The organism is Edwardsiella piscicida (assembly GCF_021733145.1).
GTDB lineage: Bacteria > Pseudomonadota > Gammaproteobacteria > Enterobacterales > Enterobacteriaceae > Edwardsiella > Edwardsiella piscicida.
Window position 1 is genome coordinate 2,249,581 of sequence record NZ_CP090968.1, and the last position, 24,798, is coordinate 2,274,378.

A 24,798-nucleotide genomic window follows, 5' to 3' on the forward strand; every position below is an offset into this window, starting at 1 on the left:
GCTAACGCAGCTCCGGTTTTTATATCCCTCTAGAATGCCCCAAAATAGACCCTTCTTATTATATTCACTCTCTCCGCATTACGAATTCTAATGATTACCGGGTAACACCATCAATGACGGTACTGCGCTCCGCGCATAAGCGCCCTGCCATATAACGGCCTAAGGTTAATAACGTTAACGTCGGCGGTATGCCCCAAGGTTCTGGAATGGCGGAGGCATCGCAAACATATAGCCCTGATAGGCGGGTCTGTAAATCGGTATCTAAATGGGTCCCCAAGGCGACCGTCCCACCGGGATGCGCGGCGAAAGGCCGAGTGCGGAACAGTTTATGCGCCCCGGCCGCTCGGAGAATTGATTCGGCTTGTTGGCATCCACTATTGAGCCTGACGAAATCATCATCGGTCATAACCTTCTCAGGGAGTCCTTTCGCATTGATGCACCCCGCCATATTATCTCTTGCTTTCACCATGATAGATAACGTTTTCGCGGGGTTCGCTATCTTGCCGACCAGCGAGGAGAAAAGATGCTGCAGCGCTGACGGCAATGCTAAATCAGACAGAGTATAGCCAGCGTCGTGGTTATAGTGGCCATAAACCATGGCGATTTCTTTTTTGCTGACTACCGGGGTATTAACAACGCCCATCACCGCAATCACCGGATCGATAAACAACCTATCACCGACCTCGTCTAATCCCGACTTACGTAAAATAACAGGCGTGCCAATACCACCGGCGGCGACGATTATTTTGGGTGCATAGGCGAAGGATTCAACACCCCGCTGCCGAAAGGCCACACCATACGCCTGATTATTTTTATGAAGAATATGCGACACAAACGCATCGGCTTTTAATTGTGCACCCTGCTCACATGCCAACGCCACCCATAATCCAGGGTGCCATTTAGCCTGATATGGGCATCCATATGTACAGAGATCACATCCACGTCGGCATGATGACTGAAAGATCATCTTATCTAATGGCTCAAAGGGAATGCCCAGCGAGGCGGCTGCATCATAAATTAAACCAGCCCTTGGTCCGATTAAGTCAGAGGAGAGCTTAGCGATAGGCAACTCACGCTGAACCGACGAGAAGGCGGAGGTAAGATCAATGCGATGACGCTGGAAAAGATCGAACGGCGGCGCCTTCGCCGTAGCGTAATTGATAAAACCGCTGCCCCCCAACGTCAGAGCACGCAGAATAACCAACCAATCATGAGTCAAAAACACATGTTTTCTCGGGATCGCGGCCTTAGCCATGAAGCTGAGTAACGAGCCGCTGGATTGATTGACTCCGCCACGCTCTAACACCAGTACCTTCATTCCCCTCCGGCTCAGCTCAAGAGACGCCGCGGCACCGCCAGGTCCCGTACCAATGACAATCGCATCAAAATATTCTTTTTTCATTCAGCTGAACCAGACAAAATACCCTCACTTGGTCAATAAAGTAACCTACCTGGCATTACCCGCGCCAGCGATATCAGCCCCTCGTGGCGTGGATGCCTGGCGAGGGTAATCTATCGCGTTTAGAGAATTGACAAGTTCGCGCTTTCTCGCTGTTTTAACGATTTTTTCGACAACGCCTTGCAGGAGCCGGTTTCCAGACTGAGATCGGCCCCCACTGTTTACGTCGTCAATTGTCGTCCTCAAGGTCTTTCACGCTTTGGAGAGCAGAGTCCTTCATCCCTCCGAATTTTGCTTTTCAATTGTAGTACGAGACTTCAGATATTCCGGCTGCGCGGAAGACTTACAGGTTAAAAGAGAGGTACTGAGGAATCAGGCTGAAATGCCCCGGTGAGGATCACCGTATCTCGTTGAGGTCAAACGGAGGGCGTTCGGGCGGAGGACACAGCATCCATGCACGTTCGTGTTCAATCCACGGATCGTTACGCCTCGTGGTCTGCGGCGCATCATGACGCCGTCGCGTCGATTCACCCGCCTTGGGAAACTTGCGATGCGGCGAACCGAGACACGCTACCGCAACGGCGCCCCATCGCTCCTACGCGCGGGTCTTTACGTGCGGGCGCCCCCCAACGTTACCGCCCCTCGGCTCGGTCATGCCGATGCGCAGAGGATGTATAAGGCTGAGGGGAAATGGATGTCAGATAAAAATGCGGCTCAGTTGGCCATCCTCAATCAGTGCCTGATCACGGAGGCCCACTGATGTCCCATGCATCGTTAACACACGGGAAATTTAATTATTTATCAAATAATTAAACTATCTATACCTGCATGTTCATAATATCTTGGTAGGCGGCGACCAGGCGGTTGCGCACCTGAATCCCCATCTGCAGCGACACGCTGGATTTCTGCATATCCAGCATCACGTCGTTCAGCGCCACACCGGGAACCCCCATCTCAAACTGCTGGGCCTGCAGGCGGGCATGGTTCTGATTGTCGCTGATACGGTCGATCGCCGACTTCAGCTCGGAAGAAAACGTCCCCTGTGCCACCCCATCCTGCGGGGTGCGGTTGGCGGCGGAAAGCGCGGTGGCCTGAAGCTGCTGTAAAACGTTCTCGATGCCGGTGACTGCCACGAAAGGCTCCTTAATGATTGAACACTACCGATTGCATGACAACCTACCATAAGGCGTGAAACCCAAAGCGGGTAAATAACGCTAAAAATGACCCTTTCTCCCGCCATCGATTTTGCCGCATGCGCCAATAATAAAGTGCCTGCTTTTGCAGGTTTTCCGCGATTCGCATTGCCGCGTCAGGGAGTCTGATTTGTTACACATCCATTCATACCGGCCTCAAGTCCGGACGCAACTGAACAATAAGGTAAGCCCATGAACGCTTCAGCCACCGGTACCGCTGGCACCGCAGCAAAAAGCGCTGAGAATAGTATTAAAGCCATACTGGAGCGCGTGCGAGCCAATCCCAAAATTCCCTTACTGTTGGCCAGCGCCGTCGCCATCGCCATCGTGGTTGTTTTGGCGCTTTGGGCGCGCGCGCCCGATTATCGGGTACTGTACAGCAACATTAGCGATCGCGACGGCGGCGCCATTGTCACACAGCTGACCCAGATGAATATCCCCTATCGCTTTGCCAATAACGGCGCCACGCTCATGGTGCCGGCGGACAAGGTGTATGACACGCGTCTGAAGCTGGCCCAGCAGGGGCTCCCCAAGGGGGGCGCCGTCGGTTTTGAGCTGCTCGATCAGGAGAAGTTCGGCATCAGCCAGTTCAGCGAGCAGATCAACTACCAGCGTGCGCTGGAGGGTGAGCTGGCGCGCACCATCGAGACCCTTGGCCCGGTGGTCAGCGCCCGCGTGCATCTGGCGATGCCTAAGCCGTCGCTGTTCGTCCGCGAGCAGAAGCAGCCTTCCGCCTCCGTCACGCTGACGCTGGAGCCGGGACGCGCGCTGGACGATGGCCAGATCAACGCCATCGTCTATATGGTCTCCAGCAGCGTCGCAGGCCTACCGCCGGGCAACGTCACCGTCGTCGATCAGTTCGGTCACCTGCTGACTCAGCCGGACGGCACCGGACGGGATCTGAACGCCGCCCAGCTGAAGTTCACCTCGGAGGTCGAAGGCCGCCTGCAGCGCCGGATCGAAACGATCCTGCAGCCGATGCTCGGCAGCGGTAACGTGCACGCCCAGGTCACGGCCCAGCTGGACTTTGCCAGCCGGGAGCAGACCGACGAGGAGTACAAGCCCAACCAGCTGCCTAACCAGGCCGCGATCCGCAGCCAGCAGATAAGCCAGAGCGATCAGTCCGGCGGACAGCTGAACGGCGGCGTGCCCGGCGCCCTCTCCAATGAACCCGCGCCGCCGGCCACCGGCAACATCGACAAGCCGCGCAGCGCGCAGGGGACCGCGGGCCGCAATACGCCGACCCCGAGCCGCAGCAGCGCCATCAGCAATAACGGTCGTCTGACCAGCCGCAATGAGAATATCCGGCGCGACGAAACCACCAACTACGAGGTGGACAGGACGATTCGCCATACCCAGGCCCGCGCCGGCAATATCGAGCGTCTGTCGGTCGCCGTGGTGGTTAACTACGCCACCGACACCAAGGGTAAAGAGATCGCCCTCAGCCAAGAGAAGATGGATCAGATCAACAATCTGGTGCGTGAAGCCATGGGCTTCTCCCAGAGCCGCGGCGATACCCTGAGCGTCGTCAACACGCCGTTTAACAGCGTGGAAGACAACGGCGGTGAACTGCCCTTCTGGCAGAAGCAGTCCTTTATCGATCTGCTGACCACGCTGGGACGCTATCTGCTGGTCGCCCTGGTCGCCTGGCTGCTGTGGCGCAAGCTGGTTAAACCGATGCTGACCAAACAGCAGCGGGCCGCCGCCGCCGCGCAGCAGCGCGTCGACGCCCCGCCGCTATCGGTGCAGCCGGCCAAACAGCCGAGCAATGAGGAGCTGCAGCAGCGTCGTAAGCTGCAGCAGCGCAGCACCGCCGAAGCGCAGACCGAGCGCGTACGCGAAATGGCCGAACAGGATCCGCGCGTCGTGGCGCTGGTGATCCGCCAATGGATGAGCACAGAACAACAATGAGCCTGACTGCAACCGAAAAAAGCGCGGTACTTTTGATGACCATCGGCGAAGACCGCGCCGCCGAAGTGTTTAAACACCTCTCTACCCGGGAGGTACAACAGCTCAGTACCACCATGGCCGGCATGCGTCAGGTCTCCCATCAGCAGCTGACCGAGGTATTGGGCGAGTTTCAGGATGAGGCGGAGCAGTTCGCCGCCCTGAGCGTCAACGCCAGCGACTACCTGCGTACGGTGCTGGTCAAGGCCCTGGGCGAGGAGCGCGCCGCCAGCCTGCTGGAGGATATTCTGGAGTCGCGCGATACCGCCAACGGTATCGAAACCCTCAACTTTATGGAGCCGCAGGCGGCCGCGGATATTATCCGCGAAGAGCACCCGCAGATCATCGCCACTATCCTGGTGCACCTGAAGCGTGCCCAGGCGGCCGATATTCTGGCGCAGTTCGACGAACGCCAGCGTAACGACGTCATGCTGCGTATCGCCACCTTCGGCGGCGTGCAGCCGACCGCCCTGCAGGAGCTGACCGAAGTGCTCAACAACCTGCTCGACGGTCAGAATCTCAAGCGCAGCAAGCTGGGCGGTATTCGCACCGCGGCCGAGATTATCAACCTGATGAAGAGCCAGCAGGAAGAGTCGGTCATCGATGCCATGCGCACCCACGACGGCGAGCTGGCGCAGAAGATCATCGACGAGATGTTCCTGTTCGAAAACCTGGTGGACGTCGACGATCGCAGTATCCAGCGGATTCTGCAGGAGGTCGAGAACGAGTCGCTGCTGATCGCCCTGAAGGGCGCGGACGAAGCGCTGCGCGAGAAGTTCATGCGCAATATGTCCCAGCGTGCGGCCGATATCCTGCGCGACGACCTGGCGACCCGCGGTCCGATACGTCTGTCGCTGGTCGAGGCGGAGCAGAAGTCTATCCTGCTCATCGTCCGCCGTCTGGCGGAGACCGGCGAGATCGTGATTGGCGGCGGCGAGGATACCTATGTCTAACTCTCCGTTCCGTAAACAGGTGCTGCCCAAGGGCAGCCCCGAAGCCAGCGATCCGCGCTGGAAGCGCTGGGAAATGCATGACTTTGCCGCGCCGCGCCGACCGCTGCGTCCGCGCATTGAGGCGGACGAGCAGAGCGACGGCGCCGCCAGCAGTGCCGCAGCCCAGGCTGCCGCCCAGGCCGAAGCGGAGCGTCTGCGTCACGACGCACAGCAGCAGGGGCTGCAGATCGGCCTACAGCAGGGTGAAAAACAGGGTTATGACGCGGGTTTTCAACAGGGACTGGCGGAGGGGCGCACCCAGGGCATGCAGCAGGCGATGGCCGAACAGCAGCCGATGCTGGACTCCTGGCGTACCCTGTCAGCCGAGTTTCAGCGCTCCCTCAACTCCCTTGATAGCGTCATTGCCGCCCGCCTGATGCAGCTGGCGCTGACCGCAGCGAAGCAGATCATCGGCCAGACCCCGCTGTGCGACGCCAGCGGGGTGCTGCAGCAAATCCAGCAGCTGATCCACCAGGAGCCGCTGTTCAGCGGCAGCCTGCAGCTGCGCGTCAACCCGCAGGATCTGCCGCTGGTACAGCAGCATCTGGGGGTGCAGCTTGAGCAGCAAGGCTGGAAGCTGCTGGCGGACACCCAGCTGCACCGCGGCGGCTGCAAGATCAGCGCCGAGGGCGGCGAGCTGGATGCCAGCATCGCGACCCGCTGGCAGGAGCTGTGTAAGCTGGCCGCGCCGGAGCTGCCGCTATGAGCAGTCGGCTTGACACCTGGCTCGGCGCGCTGGCCAACCTTGAGCGCCGTATCCCTACCCTACCGGAAGCGCGCCGCTACGGTAAGCTGACCCGCGCGACCGGCCTGGTGCTGGAAGCGACCGGCCTGCAGCTGCCGATCGGCGCCACCTGCCGCGTCGAACGCCACGACGGTCACCAGGTGCTGGACGTCGAGGCCGAAGTGGTCGGCTTTAACGGCCGACAGTTATTCCTGATGCCGCTGGAAGAGGTCGAGGGCATTGTGCCCGGCGCCCGCGTCTGGGCACCGGCCGCCGCCTTAAACAGCGGCAAGCAGCTTCCCCTGGGCCCCGCCCTGCTGGGCCGCGTACTCGACGGCAGCGCCCGCCCCCTCGACGGCCTGCAGCCGCCGGATGAAAGCGACCACGGCGGACTGAGCAGCCAACCCTTCAACCCGCTGCAGCGAACGCCGATCACCCAGGTGCTGGACGTCGGCGTACGCGCCATTAACGCTCTGCTGACGGTGGGGCGCGGCCAGCGCATGGGGCTGTTTGCCGGCTCCGGGGTCGGTAAGAGCGTGCTGCTCGGCATGATGGCGCGCTACACCCAGGCCGACGTGATCGTCGTCGGGCTGATCGGTGAGCGCGGCCGCGAGGTCAAAGACTTTATTGAGAATATCCTCGGCGAGGAGGGACGCCAGCGCTCGGTGGTGATCGCCGCCCCGGCGGATGTCTCGCCGCTGCTGCGTATGCAGGGCGCCGCCTACGCCACCCGTATCGCCGAAGACTTTCGCGATCGGGGCCAGCACGTGCTGCTGATCATGGACTCCCTGACCCGCTACGCCATGGCCCAGCGTGAAATCGCGCTGGCTATCGGCGAACCGCCGGCCACCAAAGGCTACCCACCGTCGGTCTTCGCCAAGCTGCCCGCGCTGGTGGAGCGCGCCGGCAACGGGATCAGCGGCGGTGGCTCCATCACCGCATTTTATACCGTCCTCACCGAGGGTGACGATCAGCAGGATCCCATCGCCGACTCGGCGCGCGCCATCCTTGATGGTCACGTGGTGCTGTCGCGTCGTCTGGCGGAGGCCGGCCACTACCCGGCTATCGATATCGAAGCCTCCATCAGCCGCGCCATGACCTCGCTGATCGATGAGGCGCACTATGCGCGGGTGCGCAGCTTCAAACAGCTGCTCTCCAGCTATCAGCGCAACCGGGATCTGATCAGCGTCGGCGCCTATGCGCGCGGCAGCGATCCGCTGCTGGATCAGGCCATCGCGCTCTATCCGCAGCTTGAGGCGTTTCTGCAGCAGGGCATTTTTGAGCGCAGCGACTATCAACAGGCCTGTACGGCGCTGCAGGCGCTGTTCAGCGCATAGCCATCGACGATGGCCTAAGGGGAGGTTGGCATGTCATCAGCATTAAACACCCTACGCGAACTGGCGCAGCAGGATGTCGATCAGGCGACCCGGGCGCTGGGGCATGCCCGTCAGGCCTGTCAACAGGCTCAGCAGCAGCTGGAGATGCTACTCAACTATCAAGATGAGTATCGCAAACGCCTGAATCAGGGGATGAGCGGCGGGATCGCCGCGGCCAGCTGGTACAACTACCAGCAGTTTATCCTGACGCTGGAGCAGGCCATCGAGCAGCACCGGGCGCATCTGACCCAGTGCCACTCCCGTCTGGAGCACGCGACCCACAGCTGGCAGCAGAAGCAGCAGCGCCTGAGCGCCTTCAGCGCCCTGCACGAGCGCGCCGAGGTGCAGCGCCAGATAGTACTGAATAAACAGGATCAAAAACGGATGGATGAGTACGCACAGCGTGCCAGCCAAAGGAGAGAAAAATCATGACAACGCCCGTTGCCATCACGCTTAACACCGCCTCCGCGTCGACGGACAGCCCGGCGGCGGATGCCGGCGATGGCTTCCCGTTTGCCGATATTCTGGCGCTGATCAGCCAGCCGGGCAGCAAGCAGGCGCTGATCCAGGCGCTGCAGCAGCCGGAAGGCCAGACGCCGACCGGGCCGCACAGCGCCCTGCTCAGCCGCCTGTCCCAAATGAGCGCCACGCAGCGTCAGGCGCTGTTGGCCAGCCTAGAGAATCAGCACGGCCAGCGGCTTGACCCGGCGGAGATCGCCGCGGCGGCGCGCCAGACCCCGGCGCTGACGACGTCGGATCACCCGCAGAAAATCGCGCCGGAAACCGCCGACGCAACGACCCAGCAGGCGATCGCTGCCCTGCTGGCGATGCTGCCGCCGCGCGCCGATGCCCCGTCCCAGACCTTTACGCCGGGCAGCGCACGCACCGGCGACGGCGACGACCTGATGCGTCTGCTCTCCCCGCGCCGAGGGGCGCAGGAGAGCCCGCTGGCCTCGCTGCTGGGCAACGCCAACGCGCGCCCTGACGCCCTGACGCAGCGCGCCGACATCGCCCCGCTGCTCAGCGCCAAGGCGTCCCCCACGACGCCGGGGATCAATACGCTGGATACCGCCAGTTCACTGGTCAGCCTGAATACCCCGGATCGCCGCAGTCTACCGCACGACCTCCAGCCGAGCCACAGCGCACAGGCCATTACGCCGACCGCCCTGCACGCCGCGCCGCTGCCGGCGACGCCTCAGCTCAGCGCGACGCCGCTGGCCTCTGCCGCCACCGCCAGCGCTCCGCTGCTCAACGCGCCCCTCGGCAGCGGTGAGTGGCAGCAGGCGCTGGGACAGCAGGTGCTGATGTTTGCCCGCAACGGCCAGCATCAGGCCGAGCTGCGCCTGCACCCGCAGGATCTCGGCGCCGTCCAGATCACTCTGCGCCTGGACGATAATCAGGCGCAGCTGCATATGGCCGCCGCGCACGGTCAGGTCCGCGCCGCGCTAGAGGCCGCCCTGCCGCATCTGCGCACGGCGCTGGCGGAGAGCGGTATTCAGCTGGGACAGAGCAGCATCGGCAGCGAGGCCCAATCGCAGTGGGGCAATGGCCAACAGCAGGGGCAGGCCCCGCAGCCGGACGCCACGCCGTTTATCGTGGCCGACAATGCGGTCTCGACGCCGCTGGACGCCGTTGCGCCAACCACGGTGCGTCGCCATCTGGGCGCAGTCGATATCAGCGTTTAGCGCGCCTGACAGAAACCGAACGGGGCAATCGCCCGATTAGCCCCGTTTTTTGACGTTATTCCCGCCATTGTTCCGGCCTGACGGCAGGGATAATAGCTTTAGCGAATTTCCATGCGCGTTGCGCACACAGCTACAGGAATCATCCCCCTTATGTCTGATATGTCACTCCCAAACCGCTCCGCTAAACGGCGCAAATGGGTATTGATCCTGTTGGTGCTCTTTGCCGCGCTGGCCGCCGGCGGCGGCTACTTCGGCTGGCACTATTATCAACAGACACAGCAGCACACCGTCAAGCAGGCGCCGATTCCTCTGCCGGTCTTTATGGCGCTGGATCCGTTTACGGTTAACCTGCTGAGTAACGGCGACGACAGCGACCGCGTCCTGTACGTCGGCATTACCCTGCGTCTGCCTGATGAGGGTACTCGTAAGCGTCTAAACGACTATCTGCCTGAGGTACGTAGCCGTCTGTTAATGCTGCTCTCTCGCCAGCAGGCTGCAACGCTGGCCTCCGAGCAGGGTAAAAAAGCGTTGATGGACGAAATTAAATCCACCCTGCGCGCGCCGGTCGTCAGCGGCCAGCCCGCACAGATGGTCAATGACGTTATGTTCACAGCGTTCATCCTGCGGTAACCGTTATGTCCGATAGCATTCTGTCTCAAGCCGAAATAGACGCGCTGCTCAATGGCGACAGCGATGCCGCGCCCAGCGAGCAGCATGCGTCACTGGAAAATCACGACGGCGACGTCCGTCCCTACGATCCCACCACCCAACGACGCGTCGTGCGCGAACGTCTGCAGGCCCTGGAGATCGTCAACGAGCGTTTCGCCCGTCAGTTCCGTATGGGACTGTTTAACCTGCTGCGTCGCAGTCCGGATATCACGGTAGGCGCGGTGCGTATTCAACCCTACCATGAGTTTGCCCGTAACCTGCCGGTGCCGACCAACCTTAACCTGGTGCACCTGAAGCCCCTGCGCGGTACCGCGCTGATGGTCTTCGAACCCAGCCTGGTGTTTATGGCGGTCGATAACCTGTTCGGCGGCGATGGCCGCTTCCCCACCAAGGTGGACGGCCGTGAGTTTACCCACACCGAACAGCGGGTGATCCAGCGCATGCTGCGACTGGCGCTGGACGCCTATCGCGATGCCTGGGGCGCCATCTTCAAGCTGGACGTCGAATATGTCCGCTCAGAGATCCAGGTAAAATTTACCAATATCACCACCTCCCCTAACGATATCGTGGTCACGACGCCCTTTACCGTTGAGGTCGGAGCCCTGAGCGGGGAGTTCAATATCTGTATCCCCTTCTCAATGATCGAACCGCTGCGCGAGCTGCTGGTCAACCCGCCGCTGGAGAACTCCAAACAGGAGGATCAGCACTGGCGCGATACCCTTAGCAAGCAGGTACAGCACTCCGAGCTGGAGCTGGTGGCCAATTTTGTCGACGTTCCGCTGCGTCTGTCTGACGTTCTTAAGCTGCAGATCGGCGATGTATTGCCCATCGACCGGCCCGACCGCCTGGTGGCCAACGTCGACGGTGTGCCGGTGTTAACCTGCCAGTATGGCTGCTATCACGGCCAGTATGCACTGCGCGTAGAAAAAATGATTAACCCTATTTTAGATGCGACTTCGCGAGGAAATTCCGATGAGTGACGCCAACAAGCCGTCAGCTGACGCTCAGGATGACGCCGCCGACCTGTGGGCGGAAGCAATGGGAGAACAACAGACCGCCGGTCAGAATAACGGCGATATTTTTCAGAATCTGGATGAGACGCCGACGCTCGGCGCCGGCAGCGGTCAGGATATCGATCTGATCCTGGACATCCCGGTCAAGCTGACCGTGGAGCTGGGCCGCACCAAGATGACCATCAAAGAGCTGCTGCGCCTGTCGCAGGGATCCGTGGTGGCGCTGGATGGCCTGGCCGGGGAGCCGCTGGATGTGCTGATCAACGGCTATCTGATAGCCCAGGGCGAGGTGGTGGTGGTCAACGATAAATTCGGCGTCCGCATTACCGATATCATCACCCCGTCAGAACGCATGCGTCGCCTGAGCCGCTGATATGTCCAGCGTCGTCGCGGCGATCCCCGCCGCCCCCGCACTGCCGACGGAAAGCGTACTGACCCAGGTGGGCGGTACGCTGGGCGGCATTCTACTGCTGATCCTGGCGCTGGCCTGGCTGGTCAAGCGTCTGGGATTCGCCGCCCGTCCACGCGGTGAGCGTCTGCTCAACGTCCGCGCCAGCTGTAGCCTAGGGCAGCGTGAGCGTCTGGTGGTGGTCGAGGTGGATAACCAATGTCTGGTGCTCGGCGTCACGGCTCAGAGCATCACCCATCTACATACCTTTGATGTGCCGGCGACGACGGAGCACGATGCGGCCGGACGACCGACCTCATTCCAGCACCTGCTGCGCCAGGCTGCACGTCACCGATTTGGCCGAAGTAAAGAGAACTCCTGATGCGGCGTATTCTGCGTTACACCCTGCTGTCGGGGCTGCTGCTGTGCGCGCCCGCGGCACTGGCCCAGCTACCCGGCATTATCAGTCAACCGCTGGCACACGGCGGGCAGAGCTGGTCCCTGCCGGTCCAAACGCTGGTCTTCCTGACCTCGCTCAGCTTCCTGCCGGCCGCGCTGCTGCTGATGACCAGCTTTACCCGGATCATCATCGTTCTCGGCCTGCTGCGCAACGCGCTGGGCACCCCCTCTGCGCCGCCGAATCAGGTGCTACTGGGGCTCGCGCTGTTTTTAACCTTTTTTATCATGTCGCCGGTGCTCGATAAGATCTACCAGGACGCCTATCAACCGTTCAGCGAGCAGAAAATCAGCATGGAGACCGCCCTAGATCGCGGCGCCAAACCGCTGCGGGCCTTTATGCTGCGTCAGACCCGTGAAACCGATCTGGCGCTGTTCTCCCGCCTGGCCAAACAGCCAGAGATGCAGGGACCTGAGGATGTGCCGATGCGGATTCTGCTGCCGGCCTACGTCACCAGCGAACTGAAAACGGCGTTCCAGATCGGCTTTACCGTCTTTATTCCGTTTTTGATCATCGACCTGGTCGTCGCCAGCGTATTGATGGCGCTGGGGATGATGATGGTGCCCCCGGCCACCATCTCGCTGCCGTTTAAGCTGATGCTGTTTGTCCTGGTGGACGGCTGGCAGCTGCTGCTCGGCTCGCTGGCGCAAAGCTTCTACACCTAACGCCCACCGCGTTAGGCTATTTATCCGCCGCCCTGCCCCGGCGAGCATACCGCGTACGCCGCATCGGCGGCGGTATCGCCGTCCGCGTCGGGGCCGCGCGGCTTTCACAATCACGCCTACTGGGATAGGCGATACGAGGAGGACGCCATGACGCCGGAATCGGTAATGGCCCTGGGATATCAGGCAATGAAAGTGGGGCTGGCGCTGGCCACTCCGCTGCTGCTGGCCGCGCTGATCAGCGGTCTGCTGATCAGCCTGCTGCAGGCGGCGACCCAAATCAACGAAATGACCCTGTCGTTTATTCCCAAAATTCTGGCCGTCTTCGCCACCCTGGTGGTCGCCGGCCCCTGGATGCTCAGCCTGCTGCTGGACTATATGCGCACCCTCTTCAGCAGTCTGCCAACCCTGATCGGCTAGCCATGATCACCTTCGACCCCGCCCAGCTCACGCTCTGGCTAGGGCAGTTTTTCTGGCCCTTTATCCGCCTGCTGGCCCTGTACAGCACCGCGCCGATGCTGGGCGAGAAAGCGGTACCGCGCAAGATCCGCATCGCCCTGGCCGCGCTGACGGCCTTTCTGCTGGCCCCCCAGCTGCCGCCGACGGATATTACGCTGGCCAGCGGCGGCGCCCTGTGGCTGGCTATCCAACAGATCCTGATCGGCTGCGCCATCGGCTTGACCATGCAGCTCGCCTTCGCCGCCGTGCGTCTGGCCGGTGAGGTGATCGGCATGCAGATGGGGCTGTCGTTTGCCACCTTCTTTGACCCCTCCGGCGGCCCCAATATGCCGGTCCTGGCGCGCCTGCTTAACCTGCTGGCCCTGCTGCTGTTCCTCAGCGTCAACGGCCACCTGTGGACCATCTCCCTGCTGGCCGACAGCTTCCGCACGCTGCCCCTGTCAACACACCCGCTGAACGGCAACGGGTTCTTGGCCCTGGCCCAGAGCGGCAATCTGATCTTCCTCAACGGCATGATGCTGGCCCTGCCGCTGATCGCCCTGCTGCTGACCCTCAACATGGCGCTGGGGCTGCTCAACCGCATGACGCCCCAGCTATCCATCTTCGTCGTCGGCTTTCCGCTGACCCTCACCATCGGCATGATGACCCTCAGCATGCTGATGCCGATGCTGGCGCCCTTTGTCGAACACCTGATGCAGACCCTGTTTGACCGTCTTACGATCATTCTGGGCGGTATGCAGATGATCTCGTGAGCCCGCGCGACCAAAGATCAAAAAAGACGCGCTAAGGCGTCTTTCCGTCGAGAGGGTAAAGCGGCGCCAAACGGCGCCGCTACCAGTTTTCCGGCTCATCGCGCACGTAAGGGTTGCTGCGTCGCTCTTCACCGATGGTCGACATGGGACCGTGACCGGGAATAAACGCCACGTCATCGCCCAGAGTAAACAGACGGGTCCAGATGCTGTTGAGCAGATCGCGGTGGTTGCCGCCGGCAAAATCGCTGCGCCCGATGCTGCCGCGAAACAGCACATCGCCCACCTGCGCCAGACGCGCCTTCTCGCAGAAGTAAACGACGTGGCCCGGCGTATGACCCGGACAGTGCAGCACCGTCAGCTGCTCCTCGCCCACCGCCAGGGTGTCGCCCTGCTGCAGCCAGCGGGTCGGCATAAACGGCTGACAGTCGGTAAAGCCAAACATATCGGCCTGCTGCGACAGCTGATCCAGCCAATACTGGTCCTCCTGCTGCGGGCCATAGATGGGCACCGACAGGGTCTGCGCCAGACGCGCCGCCGCGCCGACGTGGTCGATGTGGCCGTGGGTCAGCAGAATTTGCGTCACCTTCAGATCCCGGGCGCCGATCTCCCGCAGGATCTTGGCACTCTCGCCGCCGGGATCGACGATCGCCGCCTCCCGGGTCGCCTCACACCACAGCAGGGTGCAGTTTTGCTGAAAAGCGGTAACCGGAATGATGTGGTATTTCATGGTACTCTCCGCGCATAAAAACGCCGGCTCACGGCCGGCAGTCGCCCTTACCAGACTCCATCATACGCATCCGCGCGAGGATCACCAACTTCTCACCGGCCCGGTATCGATATGGACAAAATTACTGCGCGGATAATAGCCTACGCCACCGGCGCGCATACGCATCGCCGCCTTGCGCACGTTAGCCAGCGTCACGCCGTCGATGTGAAAATCCATCGCCTGCCCTTTGGTATGGAAGCTCTGCTTGGCGACGCCGCGGCTACGCTCGCGCAGCTCGCTGTTGGTATGGGGCGAGCGATAGCCGGACACCAGCTGAATCGGCTTCTTGCTGCCCAGCATCACCTGAAGCCGGAAGATCTGATCGAACAGACGCGGATCGATCCGCTTCACCTGATTGGCGCGATAGTCGCGGAAAAAGTGGTTTAGACGCGCCAGCTCCTCAGGAATATAGGCACGACCATCAAAAAACTCGGCGCGCAGGCGCTCGCCGGTATTTAAGTTATTGAGCACCAGCACCCGCGGGCGCGGTGTAGAAAGGGTCGCCTGGGCGACGCCCGGCAGCAGGGCAAATCCAAGTGCCGCACCACCGAGCGCCAGCCATTTACGGCGCTGAAAATCTATCGGTTCCATGAGCAAATATGACCCGGCCAAAAAGTGTCTGAATAACACGCCCAAAGCGTACAGATTGGGGCCTTTGCGGCCCCTGTTATCTCGCGTCCCGCCCAGCCGAACCGATCGTGGCTATCAACAGCACGAAAAGCGCTTGCGCGACGCCTCACTCAGCGCACCTTAACCGCCCCATCCGGCGGCGTCAACCCGCCCCGCGCGCCCCGGCGTGGGCCATCACAAAAATCACCCCGCCGCCGCGGCGGGATAACCGTCTGCTACAGATGGAAAAGCTGGCGCGCCTGCGCCACGCTGCGGCTACCGCTGCGGGCCAGCTGATCATAATTGTAAATATCTGTGCGGAACTGAGGCTCCCCGCCGTCGCTGACCCAGGCGGTCTGATAGTAGAGCCGCACCGGAATGCGCTGTCGGATAGGAACATACTGCGTATTGCCCGCCTGCAGCGCGGAGGCCACCCGCTCAGGGCTCCACCCGGCGTCGGCCAGCAGCATATCCGCCAGCGTCGAGGCCTTATTGATGCGAACGCAGCCGGAGCTGAGCGCACGGATATCCTGATTGAACAGCGCATGGTTCGGCGTATCGTGCAGGTAGATAGCGTCCTGGCTCGGCATGTTAAATTTAAAGCGGCCCAGCGAGTTGCTCGCCCCCGGCGCCTGGCGTACCCGGTAAGGGAAGTTGCGCGCCGACACGCTGTTCCAGTCGATCATGTAGGGGTTTATCACCTGAACATCGCCGCTCCAGCCGGAGAGCAGCGTATAGCCGTGGCGCTCAAAGTAGCCGGGATCGCGCATGGCCTTGGGGACGATATCCTCACGCACTAGCTTCGTCGGCACATTCCACGGCGGATTGACCACCACGTTGTTCAGCTCACTGTTCATCAGCGGCGTCTTACGCGCCGGGCGCCCGACGATCACCCGAGACGAGAGCACATCCTTACCATCGCGGTAGTAGGTCATGGAATAGTTGGGGATGTTGACCATGATCCCGGTATGCACCGAGGCGGGCAGCAGACGCAGACGCTGAATATTCAACGCCAGCAGCGCGGCTCGCATCGACGGCGTGACGTTCAGCCAGGCATAGGTGCGCGGACCGATCACCCCATCCGGCGTCAGCCCCTGACCGCTCTGGAAACGCTTCACCGCCGCCACCAGCGCCGGCGTATAGACATCGCCGTCGCCCGCCTCCGCCGTCGACAGTGCGCCGCTGCGCAGCAGGATCGCGCGCAGCGTGGCGATGGCCGGGCTGCTGTCGCCTGAACGCAGCGTCGGCCCGCTGGGCATCTGCGGCCAGGGCTGGGTATCGGCCAGCAGCGTCTCCAGCGCCGTGCGCATCGCCGGGTACTGCGGGTTCGAAGGCGCCAGCGAACGAATAAAGACCGTCAGCGTCCCCTGGCGCAGCGCCCGCTGCCAGTTATCGACCAGTCCGGCGGGCGGGGCCGCGAGCGTATAGCTCTTATTGCCGTACAGCCAGGCGTCACCGTTGGCCGCCACGCCGGCCACATACTGCAGGTAGCCCATCATGGCGTCAGACAGCAGGATATCCCGCGCCATACCGTGGATGCGGGGATCCGTCAGCGCATCGGCCCAGTGAGCAAACTGCGGCTGTACGCCGGACAGCGCCAGCTCCGCCAGCTGCTGCTGAAAGTCCCGCACCGCCTCGCTATCCTGCCACATCGGCTGCTCACGGTGGGCCGCGTACAGCGCCGCCAGCGCATCGCCATAGCGTAGCGTGACCCCCGACGGTAGCTGCGCCTGCAGCGCCGACGCGGCAGAGGCCGCCTCCGCGTGTGCGGGCGCCGTTTGTGCCAGCGCCGGTGTACCCCAAGGTGCCAGCGTTACCGCCAGCAGCGTGCCGGCCATACGCCGGCGAAAACCGAATTTAGCGCTCAGCATGACTTCCTTGCTCCCTCTTCGCCCACAGCGATACTGTCGGGCACCTAATGCAAATTATACAGAATAAACCGCCGTTTGGCGGTCTCGCTACGGCAGCAGGCTGCGCTGCCGCCCTGTGCGCCATCATCGATTCGATCCGGTCACGCCCACGCCACAGGCATAGGTAACATGACTATGTTGCTATTTTGCCAAAAAAAAGACGAGGGGAAAAAGCATCGCAGGCACAGATTTATGTCACTTTATGACATCATGCGCGCCGCCGATAGTCGAATACAAGCGCGCGGCCGCGCTTTCAGATATCCCTCATCCCGCGCGCATTCTGTGGTTAAAAAGACAACGGCCCGCGCAGGGCGGGCCGTCGAGGCGCCGTCAGACGACGACGCGGTGCGTCAACGCGCGCCCTCAGGCCGGGGTATCCTCCAGCGGCTGCGCCGAGCGCTCGCCCGCCTCCTCCGCCGCGGCGCTAAAGCCGCGCAGCCCCACCACGTGCACGTGTTCGGTATGGTTGAATACCTTACGCACCAGTTTGTAGGTGGTGCCTTTTTCCGGGCTGATATTCTCGGGGGCGGCGATGATCAGCTGCATCTCCAGCCGCTCACACAGCTCGAACAGCGTCGCGATGGACTTGGCGTCAAGACGCGCCGCCTCATCCAGGAACAGCAGCCGGCAGGGGGAGATATCCTTGCCGCGCAGGCGACGTGACTCCTCCTCCCAGCTCTGCACCACCATCACCAGGATCGACATCCCGGTACCGATCGCCTCGCCGGTCGACAGCGCGCCGCTTTCCGCGCGCAGCCAGCCGTCCGATCCACGGTTCACCTCCACCTCCATCTCCAGGTAGCTGCGGTAGTCCAGCAGCTCCTCACCGATGGTCTGCGGGGTACGCTGCCCCATATCGATCTGCGGGTTCAGGCGCTGATACAGCTTGGCCAGCGCCTCCGAGAAGGTCAGGCGGTTGCTGTTGAACAGATCCTGATGCTGCTCCTGCTGCTCGGAGAGCACGTTCAGCAGCATGGCGTGGCTGTCGCGCACGTTCACGTTCAGGCGCACGCTGTTGACCTGGCCAAAGGCCACCGACTGCAGCCCCTGGTTCAGCAGGCGGATACGGTTCTGCTCGCGCTGAATGGTCTTGCGAATGATGTTCGCCACGCTGCGGGCGCTGATGGCCAGCTTCTGCTCGCGCGCCGTCAGCTCCTCCGTCAGGCGGGCCAGCTCGATCTCCATCTGCTCAATGGCATCGATGGGATCGTCGCTGCGGATAATATCCTGACGGATACGCTCGCGCAGATGCTGATAGACCGCCACATAGAACTGGACCTTGCGCTCGGGACGCTTCGGATCCTCCGACAGACGCAGAACGTCGCGCAGATGCTCGTTATCCGCCACCGCCAGACGCAGGGCGCCCAGCGCCTTATCCGACATGGAGCGCAGCTCGTCTGCATCCATATAGGCCAGCTCACGCCGGTGCAGACGACGCTCGACGCCGTTATCTTTCACCAAACGCATCACCGCGCACCAGCCCGCCTTGGCCTGCGTCACCTGAGTTCGCATCAGATGATACTCACGCTCGGCCTTACGCAGCCGCTTGATCAGCGACTCCATCTCCGCCTCGCAGATGGTGATCTGCTTCTCCAACTGGTTGCGTCGGCTGCGGTTTTCGCTCAGGGCGGCGTGCAGCTCATCGCGGCGCGTACGGGCCCGCGCCTCGGCGCTCGCGTCCGCCGTTACGCCGATATCCTGCATCTCCTGCTGCAGCTCCTGCAGCATGTCGCGCTTGGCATCGAAGGCGCTCTTCAGCGACGCCAGCACCTGATTGTACTGGGCCAGCTGGGCCTGATGCTGACGCAGCTGCTCACGGCTGCGGCTGCGCTCGGTCTCTGCATGCTCCAAACGCTGACGCAGACGCTCGTTGAGGTCGGCGTTTTCGCTCAGCATCCCCACCGCATCGCTATAGCTGAAATGGGCGCGACGCTGCGCCACCTCGGTCAGGGCAAAGGCCTGCTGTTTGGTCAGGCGCTGACGCTGCAGCGCCTGCTGATAATCCTGCTGCAGCTGCTCATGCTGCTGCGGATCGCTCTGCAGCACGCCGATCACCGGCTCCAGCGCCGCCAGCGTGGCGCCGTGCTGCTGCAGATAGCGCGCCGCATCGCGCGCCTGCTCCAGTTCGTCACGCAGTTCGTCGACCCGATCGGGCAGCGTCTCGTCCGCCAGCAGCGCCGCCTGGGGTGCCAGGCGATTCAGCAGCCCGGCCAGCTCGCGCGCCTGCTGCAGCTGCTGACGCTGCTGCTGGGTCTGGGCATCCTGACCGGCAAACTCGCGCTCAATCTCCCCCCGACGCTGCTGCAGCTGACGCAGCGCCTGCTCCGGATCGTCGTCAAAGACCACCGCCAGATGGCTGCCGATAAAGCGGCTGAAGGCGTGGTGCAGACGCTGGATCTTCTGCACGTCGAACGACAGCGTGGCATAACGCTCCGCCAGCGCCTCGCGCTCGGCGTACAGCGTCTCCAGACGGCTCTCGCGCGCCGCGCGGCCAAACAGCGGCAGCGACGGGAAACGGGAGTAGCGCCACTGGCGATCGGCGATCTTCACCACCACCGCCTTCTCCAGCTCCTCAACGGCAAAAACGCTGTCGTCGAAGGACTGCGGATCCCCCTCGATCAGGTAGAGATCCTCCGGACACTCCTCCAGCCCCGCCAGCTGAGCGCGCACCGCGGCCAGATCTGGCACCACGATGGCGTGGCGCGACGGCCCATACAGCGCCGAGAAGTAGGGGGCATCGTCCAGCGTAACGTCGTCGTAGATCTCCGACAGCAGCACGCCGCCAAAGCGCTCTGCCAGCGCGATCAGCCGGGCATCCTCGGCGCCGCCGGGCTGGCTCAGGCGCTCGATCTCCCGCTCCAGTGCCCCCTTGCGGGCGGCGACCTCGTCGCGTTCGACGGTGTATTCGCGCTCGCGCTCCAGCAGCTGCTGCATCTGGTCAGTCACCGCGCGACTGTCCTCCAGCGTTTCGCCGCACTGCGACTCCAGGGCATTCAGCGCCTCTTGGGCGGCGAGCCACGCCGGCGCCCGCGCGCTCAGCGCACCGACCCGCTCGGTGATCTGCTCCAGCTCCTGACGCAGCGCCATGCTGCGTTCACCGGCGTCGGCCGCCTGCTGCGCCAGGGTTTCGATCTGCGCCTCCAGCTCGGCCTGCAGGGTATCCAGCTGCTGCACGTCACAGTCACGCCCGCTGCGCTTAATGCACTCCTGCAGCAGCCGCTCGGCATCCTGCTGGGCATTCAGCCGCTGCTCCAGCTCGGCCAGGCGAGCGCCGATGGGCGCAACGCGCTGGGCCTGATGCTGTAGCGCCGGCCACTCGCGCAGCAGCGCGCGCCCGGCCTGCCAGGCGTCGCTGCGGCTGACCTCGCCCACCACGCGGTTCACCAGGCGGTAGGCCTCTTCAAACTGGCTGTGCGCCGCGTTGGCTACGCTCAGCTTCTGCTCCAGCTGCAGCAGCAGCTCGGTCGCCTCCTCTTCACGAGCGCGAAAGTCCTCCAGCCAGGTTTCCACGTCGTCGGCGCTCAGCGTCGGCAGCGCGCACAGCGTCTGCGCCCGCGCCAGCGCCTGCAGCGCCTGCTGATACTGGATAGCCCGCGTCTGCTGTACGTCCAACGCCTGCTGGTAATCGGCCAGCTGGCTCTTCAGCTCATCGACCTCGGCCTCCGCCGCCTCGCTGCGCTCCTGCCAAGATTCATACTGCTCCTGCGCTTCGGCCGCGACCTCGCTCTGTTCGTCCAGACGGTAGCTCAGCTCCTCCAGATCGCCCTGATAGCGTTCGATCTTCTCTCGCTGTCGCAGCGCGGTCTGCACCAGATTCAGGTGGTCACTGGCCGCCTGATAATCGGTCTCCAGATCCGCTTCGGCGCCGTTCTGCTCCTCCAGCTCGCGCGCCATCTCCACGTGACGATACTGTTCACTCAGCAGCTGTCGCCGCCCGCCGAGCAGCTCGCGACGCAGCTGCAGCGCCTGATCCAGGTGGCTACGCCGCTCGTTGGCATGCCGCATATAGTCCGCCGACACGTAGGCGGTGGCCTCGCTGATCAGGTGCTTAAACAGATCGCGGTCGGATTGGGTTACCCGGATGGCCTCCAGCGTCATGCGGTTCTCACGCAGCGCCGCCTCCATGTCCTGGAACGCCTTACGCACCCCGCCGTTCTCCGGCAGCAGGTAGTCGCGCAGCGAGCGGGTGATCGCGCTGGAGATCCCGCCGTACAGCGAGGCCTCAATCAGCCGGTAGAATTTGCTGCGATCCGCCGCAGAGCGCAGGCGGCGCGGTACCACGCCCAGATCGAACATCAGCGCATGGTAGTCGGTAATCGAGTTGAACTGCTTGAACTGCACCCCTTCGATCGCCTCTACGCGCTCCTTCAGCTCCGGCAGCGCCAGCACTCGCGCCTGACGGCCTTCGACCGTCTCGGTCAGCAGCTGGGTCGGCTGGTATGCCGTCGGCAGCCCCTGAATGGCGAAGGGCTTGATATCCACCTTGCGATCGCGGCCGGCCACCTGCTGCAGGCGCACGCCAACCAGCACCCGCTGGTGACGGGAGTTCACCACGTCCAGCGCGGCATAGCACACCCCGGGGCGCAGCTTGCCGTGCAGGCCCTTATCGCGCGATCCGCTGGTGGCGCCAGCCTCGGTGGTGTTGCGGAAATGCAGCAGGGTCAGATCCGGGATCAGGGCGGTAACAAAGGCCGCCATGGTGGTGGACTTTCCCGCCCCGTTACCGCCGGAGAGGGTGGTCACCAGCTCGTCTAAATCGAAGGTTCGGGCAAAGAAGCCGTTCCAGTTAACCAGGGTCAGCGAGCGAAACTTACCGCGTTCAATCATTCCTGTTCATCCTCTGCATCCTCGGATTCTTGCTCCGCCTGTGCGTCATCCGCCACGCCGTCATTGAGCGCCAGCGATGGCTCCAGCGTAACCGCCTCGCCGTCGCGGATCAGGCGCATCTGGGCATCGCGCGCATCGTCGCCGGCGCGTACGTCGGCGCCGAAGCGGAATACCGCCTCGGTAATGCGGAACTTAGCGCTGTCGCTCCCGATAAAGAACACCATTCCCAGCCGGCGCAGGCGATTCAGCGAGGTACGCAGCTTCTCCTGCAGCTTTTGGCGATCCAGATCGGAGCCGGTCGAGCGCTGGTTAACCAGCCTGAGCAGCTTGCTCTCATCGGTCAGGGTCAGCAGCTCGTCATACAGCTCCTGCTGGCTGAAGATCCCCTCATGGGCCAGCCGCTCCGGGCTGAGGTAGAGATAACAGAGGATCTTGCCCACCAGCATGTCCAGCTCAGACAGCACCGAGCGGGGGATTAGGGTCGTGGAGCGGGGACGCAGATAGAAGAAGCCCTCCGGCGCGCGGATCAGCTCTACGTTATAGCGCCCGTAAAACAGCTCCAACTCCTCCTGGAAATCCATCAGGAAGGCGTGATTGTCCAGATCGTCAATGCCGATATGGCGCCCGGCGCGCAGCTGGCTGTCCAGCGCGGGAAACAGCGGATTAAACACCGCCTGCGCCAGCTTGGCCGGCATAGTATTTTCAGTATTTGTCGATGACATGGGCCTGCACCTTGGCTCCGTACTCATTGATCGCCTGCCACTGGGCCTGCAATCCGTTAAAATCTGCTTCGGCTACACCCAGGCGCACCGCCTGGTCAACCAAAATTCTTGCCACGTCGAAATGGCGCTGGCGCGGATAGCGCGCCAGGTATTCGCGCAGTACCCGCCCCAGATCCAGCGGCCGCTGCTCCTGGCGGTAGACCTGCAGCTCCTGCTCGATCAGCGCCGCCAGCCGCTCACGCAGCTCGGAATACTCCTCAAACTCCAAATCGGGCGGCAGTTCGCCGGTCACCTCGGCATTGAGCAGCATCAGCTCTTCGTCGCGCATATCCAGCAGCCGATCGGCGTTGGCGTAGGTCAGCGCCCAGGGCGCCTCCAGATACCCCTGCACCGACTGGCGCAGACGCTGGGCGAAGACCCGGTTCTTATCCATATCGATAGCGGTACGGATAAATTTATGTACGTGGCGGTCATAGCCGATCCACAGATCGATCGCCTGCTGCCCCCAGCTGATAATACGATCCAGCTTGGCCTGCAGGTCGAACACCAGCTTATCGACAAAGCCCAGCGCCGCCTGCCCCAGGGTCGCATCCTGGATGCGCAGCAGGTTGGCCTGCAGCTTATCTCCCGCCGCCTCCAGGGTGTCCTGCAGCTCGCGCAGGGTACCGGAGGTTTCCGACAGCAGCAGCTCACAGCTGGAGATCGCCGCCCGCCAGTCCTGAGTGAGCAGCCCGGCGATATCGCGCTTAACCCCCTGCTGCTGCTCATCCATCAGTCGCTGGGTCAGATCGATGCTGTCAAAGATCTCCGCCACCGAATATTTCAGCGGCGCAAACACGTTGCGGTGCCAGTGAAACTCATCGCCGCCCTCTTCTGCCGCGTCGCCTGCCGCCCGCAGCTCCTGAGCCACGATAGAGAGCTGCATCGACAGACGCAGGGTCGAGAACTCGCGCTGACGGATATAGTAATCGGAAATACTGATCCCCAGCGGGGTCAGACGGTAGATAGCGTTCCCCTCCGCCAACTCGCTGGTAAAGCGGTTAAGCAGACGCTGCTTAACCAGATCGTTAATCGCATTGTTGGCGCGCTGGGCGACGGTTTCGTGCGTCTGTTCAAATGTCTTGCTGACATGACGGAATACGTCGACCAGATCCCCCTCGCTCATTTCACCGTCCAAACGCTCGCCGTTAAGGGTAGCGATAGCCAGCAAAAAGGCCAGCCGCTCGGTCGGGAGCGTTAAGGCGAAATCATTTTTGCGCGCCCAGGCAACCAGCTCCGGTACCGTCTGGGAAAAATCGCTCATAATGGATCCTTCATGTCACCTTTTTTGTGCGCCATCACGTGAATATAGCGCCCCAAACTTACAAAGGGCTCCTGACGACAATAGCGCTGCTCCAGCGCCAGCAGATCGTCAAAGGCCCCGATTTGTTGTGTCTTATCCCGCAGGTAATCATGGAATACCCGCACCCCGGTCTTCCCGCTGATGGTCAGCCCCAGCTGCTCCAGCCAGCCATAGACCTGCACGGGATCCAGCGGATGGTCGGGCGAGAGCGAACGCCGCTTGCGCTTTGGCATGCCGAGCTTCACATATTCCATATTCCCCACCAGGGTATTCAGCATCAGCAACCCGTTGTAGTTATAGAACATCAGCGACAGCGCGCCGCCCGCCGCCAGGCATTTCTCCAGCGCCGCCAGCACCGCCTGCGGCTGTGCCACCCATTCCAAGACGGCATGAAACAATACCAGATCCACCGGCTCCGCCAAATGGCGATGCATCTCCTGCGCCGGACTTTGTACCAATTCCATGCGCGCGCTAACACCCTGCTCCTCGGCGTGCTGTGCCGCACGCTGCAGCATCTGCGCCGAAATATCGCACAGGATCACCCGGTGACCGCGCGCCGCCAGCTGGCAGGCGATCTGCCCCTGTCCGCCGCCGGCGTCCAGAATGCGCAGCGGACGCTGCGGTAAACCGGCCAGCAGGGTTTCCAAATCCTGCCACAGAACCGCCTGACGGATACGCCCCTTGGTGGTGCCATAAATATTACGCGCAAACTTCTCCGCGATATCGTCAAAATTACGATCCTGCATACTCCCCACTCCGCACGCCGGGTGACTTAGGCTGGCCAGCCCCCTTCGGGCCGCGCGGTGTTAGCCGCCGCGCGAGTTCCAAAGGAACAAAGGTACATTTTGACACAGGCTATCGTAGAATGAATATTATCAGCCTGATATTCGACGCGAATGACGTTTT

The 24,798-nt window shown here is 62.3% G+C and carries 22 protein-coding genes; 13 read left to right on the plus strand and 9 right to left on the minus strand.

The window, feature by feature from the left end:
• Window positions 1–94: 94 nt before the first annotated feature.
• Window positions 95–1,402, minus strand: coding sequence for a GMC family oxidoreductase N-terminal domain-containing protein (locus L1P05_RS10225; RefSeq protein ID WP_015683403.1), 1,308 nt, complete (start codon window positions 1,400–1,402; stop codon window positions 95–97).
• Window positions 1,403–2,217: 815 nt separating this feature from the next.
• Entirely contained in the window at window positions 2,218–2,532 is a 315-nt protein-coding gene (gene fliE, locus L1P05_RS10230; protein WP_012848973.1) for a flagellar hook-basal body complex protein FliE, read from the minus strand.
• Between the two features lie 252 nt (window positions 2,533–2,784).
• On the opposite strand from fliE, the gene fliF reads away from it, so the two are divergent.
• The 13 genes from fliF to fliR all read left to right on the plus strand — a co-directional run bounded on the left by fliF (window position 2,785) and on the right by fliR (window position 13,716).
• Complete coding sequence (gene fliF, locus L1P05_RS10235; protein WP_012848975.1) at window positions 2,785–4,503, plus strand: flagellar basal-body MS-ring/collar protein FliF; 1,719 nt, start codon at window positions 2,785–2,787, stop codon at window positions 4,501–4,503.
• Window positions 4,500–5,492, plus strand: a complete 993-nt coding sequence (gene fliG / locus L1P05_RS10240) for a flagellar motor switch protein FliG (RefSeq protein WP_012848976.1) — start codon at window positions 4,500–4,502, stop codon at window positions 5,490–5,492. Before fliF ends, fliG begins: the two co-directional genes overlap by 4 nt.
• Window positions 5,485–6,237 (plus strand): flagellar assembly protein FliH, encoded by a 753-nt coding sequence (gene fliH / locus L1P05_RS10245; protein WP_012848977.1) that lies wholly within the window; start codon window positions 5,485–5,487, stop codon window positions 6,235–6,237. The genes fliG and fliH overlap by 8 nt, the downstream gene beginning before the upstream one ends.
• Window positions 6,234–7,592 carry a flagellar protein export ATPase FliI gene (fliI, locus tag L1P05_RS10250; protein WP_012848978.1) on the plus strand — a complete coding sequence of 453 codons (1,359 nt, stop codon included), beginning with the start codon at window positions 6,234–6,236 and terminating at the stop codon, window positions 7,590–7,592. Before fliH ends, fliI begins: the two co-directional genes overlap by 4 nt.
• A 30-nt stretch (window positions 7,593–7,622) precedes the next feature.
• Window positions 7,623–8,063, plus strand: a complete 441-nt coding sequence (fliJ, locus tag L1P05_RS10255) for a flagellar export protein FliJ (protein ID WP_012848979.1) — start codon at window positions 7,623–7,625, stop codon at window positions 8,061–8,063.
• Window positions 8,060–9,316 carry a flagellar hook-length control protein FliK gene (locus L1P05_RS10260; protein WP_012848980.1) on the plus strand — a complete coding sequence of 419 codons (1,257 nt, stop codon included), beginning with the start codon at window positions 8,060–8,062 and terminating at the stop codon, window positions 9,314–9,316. The genes fliJ and L1P05_RS10260 overlap by 4 nt, the downstream gene beginning before the upstream one ends.
• Before the next feature lie 150 nt (window positions 9,317–9,466).
• Complete coding sequence (gene fliL, locus L1P05_RS10265) at window positions 9,467–9,946, plus strand: flagellar basal body-associated protein FliL (protein ID WP_012848981.1); 480 nt, start codon at window positions 9,467–9,469, stop codon at window positions 9,944–9,946.
• Window positions 9,947–9,951: 5 nt separating this feature from the next.
• Window positions 9,952–10,965, plus strand: a complete 1,014-nt coding sequence (fliM, locus tag L1P05_RS10270; RefSeq protein ID WP_012848982.1) for a flagellar motor switch protein FliM — start codon at window positions 9,952–9,954, stop codon at window positions 10,963–10,965.
• Window positions 10,958–11,371: a flagellar motor switch protein FliN gene (gene fliN / locus L1P05_RS10275; protein WP_012848983.1), complete on the plus strand. Its 414-nt coding sequence runs from the start codon at window positions 10,958–10,960 to the stop codon at window positions 11,369–11,371. Before fliM ends, fliN begins: the two co-directional genes overlap by 8 nt.
• Before the next feature lies 1 nt (window position 11,372).
• Window positions 11,373–11,768 carry a flagellar biosynthetic protein FliO gene (gene fliO, locus L1P05_RS10280; protein ID WP_012848984.1) on the plus strand — a complete coding sequence of 132 codons (396 nt, stop codon included), beginning with the start codon at window positions 11,373–11,375 and terminating at the stop codon, window positions 11,766–11,768.
• A complete protein-coding gene (gene fliP, locus L1P05_RS10285; RefSeq protein ID WP_012848985.1) occupies window positions 11,768–12,508 on the plus strand; it encodes a flagellar type III secretion system pore protein FliP in 741 nt (246 codons plus the stop codon). The genes fliO and fliP overlap by 1 nt, the downstream gene beginning before the upstream one ends.
• Window positions 12,509–12,655: 147 nt before the next feature.
• On the plus strand, window positions 12,656–12,925 hold the full coding sequence (gene fliQ, locus L1P05_RS10290) for a flagellar biosynthesis protein FliQ (RefSeq protein ID WP_012848986.1): 270 nt from the start codon (window positions 12,656–12,658) through the stop codon (window positions 12,923–12,925).
• Window positions 12,926–12,927: 2 nt separating this feature from the next.
• Window positions 12,928–13,716 carry a flagellar biosynthetic protein FliR gene (fliR, locus tag L1P05_RS10295; RefSeq protein ID WP_012848987.1) on the plus strand — a complete coding sequence of 263 codons (789 nt, stop codon included), beginning with the start codon at window positions 12,928–12,930 and terminating at the stop codon, window positions 13,714–13,716.
• Between the two features lie 79 nt (window positions 13,717–13,795).
• On the opposite strand, the gene L1P05_RS10300 is transcribed toward fliR, so the two are convergent.
• From L1P05_RS10300 to cmoM, 7 genes are all read right to left on the minus strand, one after another.
• A complete protein-coding gene (locus tag L1P05_RS10300) occupies window positions 13,796–14,443 on the minus strand; it encodes an MBL fold metallo-hydrolase (protein WP_012848988.1) in 648 nt (215 codons plus the stop codon).
• 81 nt (window positions 14,444–14,524) lie between these two features.
• Window positions 14,525–15,073 (minus strand): peptidoglycan L,D-endopeptidase MepK, encoded by a 549-nt coding sequence (gene mepK / locus L1P05_RS10305; protein ID WP_012848989.1) that lies wholly within the window; start codon window positions 15,071–15,073, stop codon window positions 14,525–14,527.
• 254 nt (window positions 15,074–15,327) lie between these two features.
• A complete protein-coding gene (gene ldtD, locus L1P05_RS10310) occupies window positions 15,328–16,962 on the minus strand; it encodes a L,D-transpeptidase (protein WP_012848990.1) in 1,635 nt (544 codons plus the stop codon).
• Window positions 16,963–17,364: 402 nt separating this feature from the next.
• Window positions 17,365–21,828 carry a chromosome partition protein MukB gene (mukB, locus tag L1P05_RS10315; RefSeq protein WP_012848991.1) on the minus strand — a complete coding sequence of 1,488 codons (4,464 nt, stop codon included), beginning with the start codon at window positions 21,826–21,828 and terminating at the stop codon, window positions 17,365–17,367.
• Complete coding sequence (gene mukE / locus L1P05_RS10320) at window positions 21,825–22,550, minus strand: chromosome partition protein MukE (RefSeq protein ID WP_012848992.1); 726 nt, start codon at window positions 22,548–22,550, stop codon at window positions 21,825–21,827. Before mukE ends, mukB begins: the two co-directional genes overlap by 4 nt.
• The gene (mukF, locus tag L1P05_RS10325) at window positions 22,531–23,853 is read right to left on the minus strand and encodes a chromosome partition protein MukF (RefSeq protein WP_012848993.1); all 1,323 of its coding nucleotides are present in this window, start codon (window positions 23,851–23,853) and stop codon (window positions 22,531–22,533) included. Before mukF ends, mukE begins: the two co-directional genes overlap by 20 nt.
• Entirely contained in the window at window positions 23,850–24,638 is a 789-nt protein-coding gene (gene cmoM, locus L1P05_RS10330; protein WP_012848994.1) for a tRNA uridine 5-oxyacetic acid(34) methyltransferase CmoM, read from the minus strand. Before cmoM ends, mukF begins: the two co-directional genes overlap by 4 nt.
• Between the last annotated feature and the right edge of the window lie 160 nt (window positions 24,639–24,798).

Bases quoted from the DNA above. Each gene is read 5' to 3' on its own strand.
- L1P05_RS10225 (WP_015683403.1), bottom strand. From the start codon at position 1,402: ATGAAAAAAGAATATTTTGATGCGATTGTCATTGGTACGGGACCTGGC.
- cmoM (WP_012848994.1), bottom strand. From the start codon at position 24,638: ATGCAGGATCGTAATTTTGACGATATCGCGGAGAAGTTTGCGCGTAAT.
- fliQ (WP_012848986.1), top strand. From the start codon at position 12,656: ATGACGCCGGAATCGGTAATGGCCCTGGGATATCAGGCAATGAAAGTG.
- fliO (WP_012848984.1), top strand. From the start codon at position 11,373: ATGTCCAGCGTCGTCGCGGCGATCCCCGCCGCCCCCGCACTGCCGACG.
- fliF (WP_012848975.1), top strand. From the start codon at position 2,785: ATGAACGCTTCAGCCACCGGTACCGCTGGCACCGCAGCAAAAAGCGCT.
- mukF (WP_012848993.1), bottom strand. From the start codon at position 23,853: ATGAGCGATTTTTCCCAGACGGTACCGGAGCTGGTTGCCTGGGCGCGC.
- L1P05_RS10260 (WP_012848980.1), top strand. From the start codon at position 8,060: ATGACAACGCCCGTTGCCATCACGCTTAACACCGCCTCCGCGTCGACG.
- fliM (WP_012848982.1), top strand. From the start codon at position 9,952: ATGTCCGATAGCATTCTGTCTCAAGCCGAAATAGACGCGCTGCTCAAT.
- fliG (WP_012848976.1), top strand. From the start codon at position 4,500: ATGAGCCTGACTGCAACCGAAAAAAGCGCGGTACTTTTGATGACCATC.
- fliP (WP_012848985.1), top strand. From the start codon at position 11,768: ATGCGGCGTATTCTGCGTTACACCCTGCTGTCGGGGCTGCTGCTGTGC.
- fliI (WP_012848978.1), top strand. From the start codon at position 6,234: ATGAGCAGTCGGCTTGACACCTGGCTCGGCGCGCTGGCCAACCTTGAG.
- ldtD (WP_012848990.1), bottom strand. From the start codon at position 16,962: ATGCTGAGCGCTAAATTCGGTTTTCGCCGGCGTATGGCCGGCACGCTG.
- mukB (WP_012848991.1), bottom strand. From the start codon at position 21,828: ATGATTGAACGCGGTAAGTTTCGCTCGCTGACCCTGGTTAACTGGAAC.
- fliJ (WP_012848979.1), top strand. From the start codon at position 7,623: ATGTCATCAGCATTAAACACCCTACGCGAACTGGCGCAGCAGGATGTC.
- fliN (WP_012848983.1), top strand. From the start codon at position 10,958: ATGAGTGACGCCAACAAGCCGTCAGCTGACGCTCAGGATGACGCCGCC.
- L1P05_RS10300 (WP_012848988.1), bottom strand. From the start codon at position 14,443: ATGAAATACCACATCATTCCGGTTACCGCTTTTCAGCAAAACTGCACC.
- fliH (WP_012848977.1), top strand. From the start codon at position 5,485: ATGTCTAACTCTCCGTTCCGTAAACAGGTGCTGCCCAAGGGCAGCCCC.
- mukE (WP_012848992.1), bottom strand. From the start codon at position 22,550: ATGTCATCGACAAATACTGAAAATACTATGCCGGCCAAGCTGGCGCAG.
- fliL (WP_012848981.1), top strand. From the start codon at position 9,467: ATGTCTGATATGTCACTCCCAAACCGCTCCGCTAAACGGCGCAAATGG.
- fliR (WP_012848987.1), top strand. From the start codon at position 12,928: ATGATCACCTTCGACCCCGCCCAGCTCACGCTCTGGCTAGGGCAGTTT.
- mepK (WP_012848989.1), bottom strand. From the start codon at position 15,073: ATGGAACCGATAGATTTTCAGCGCCGTAAATGGCTGGCGCTCGGTGGT.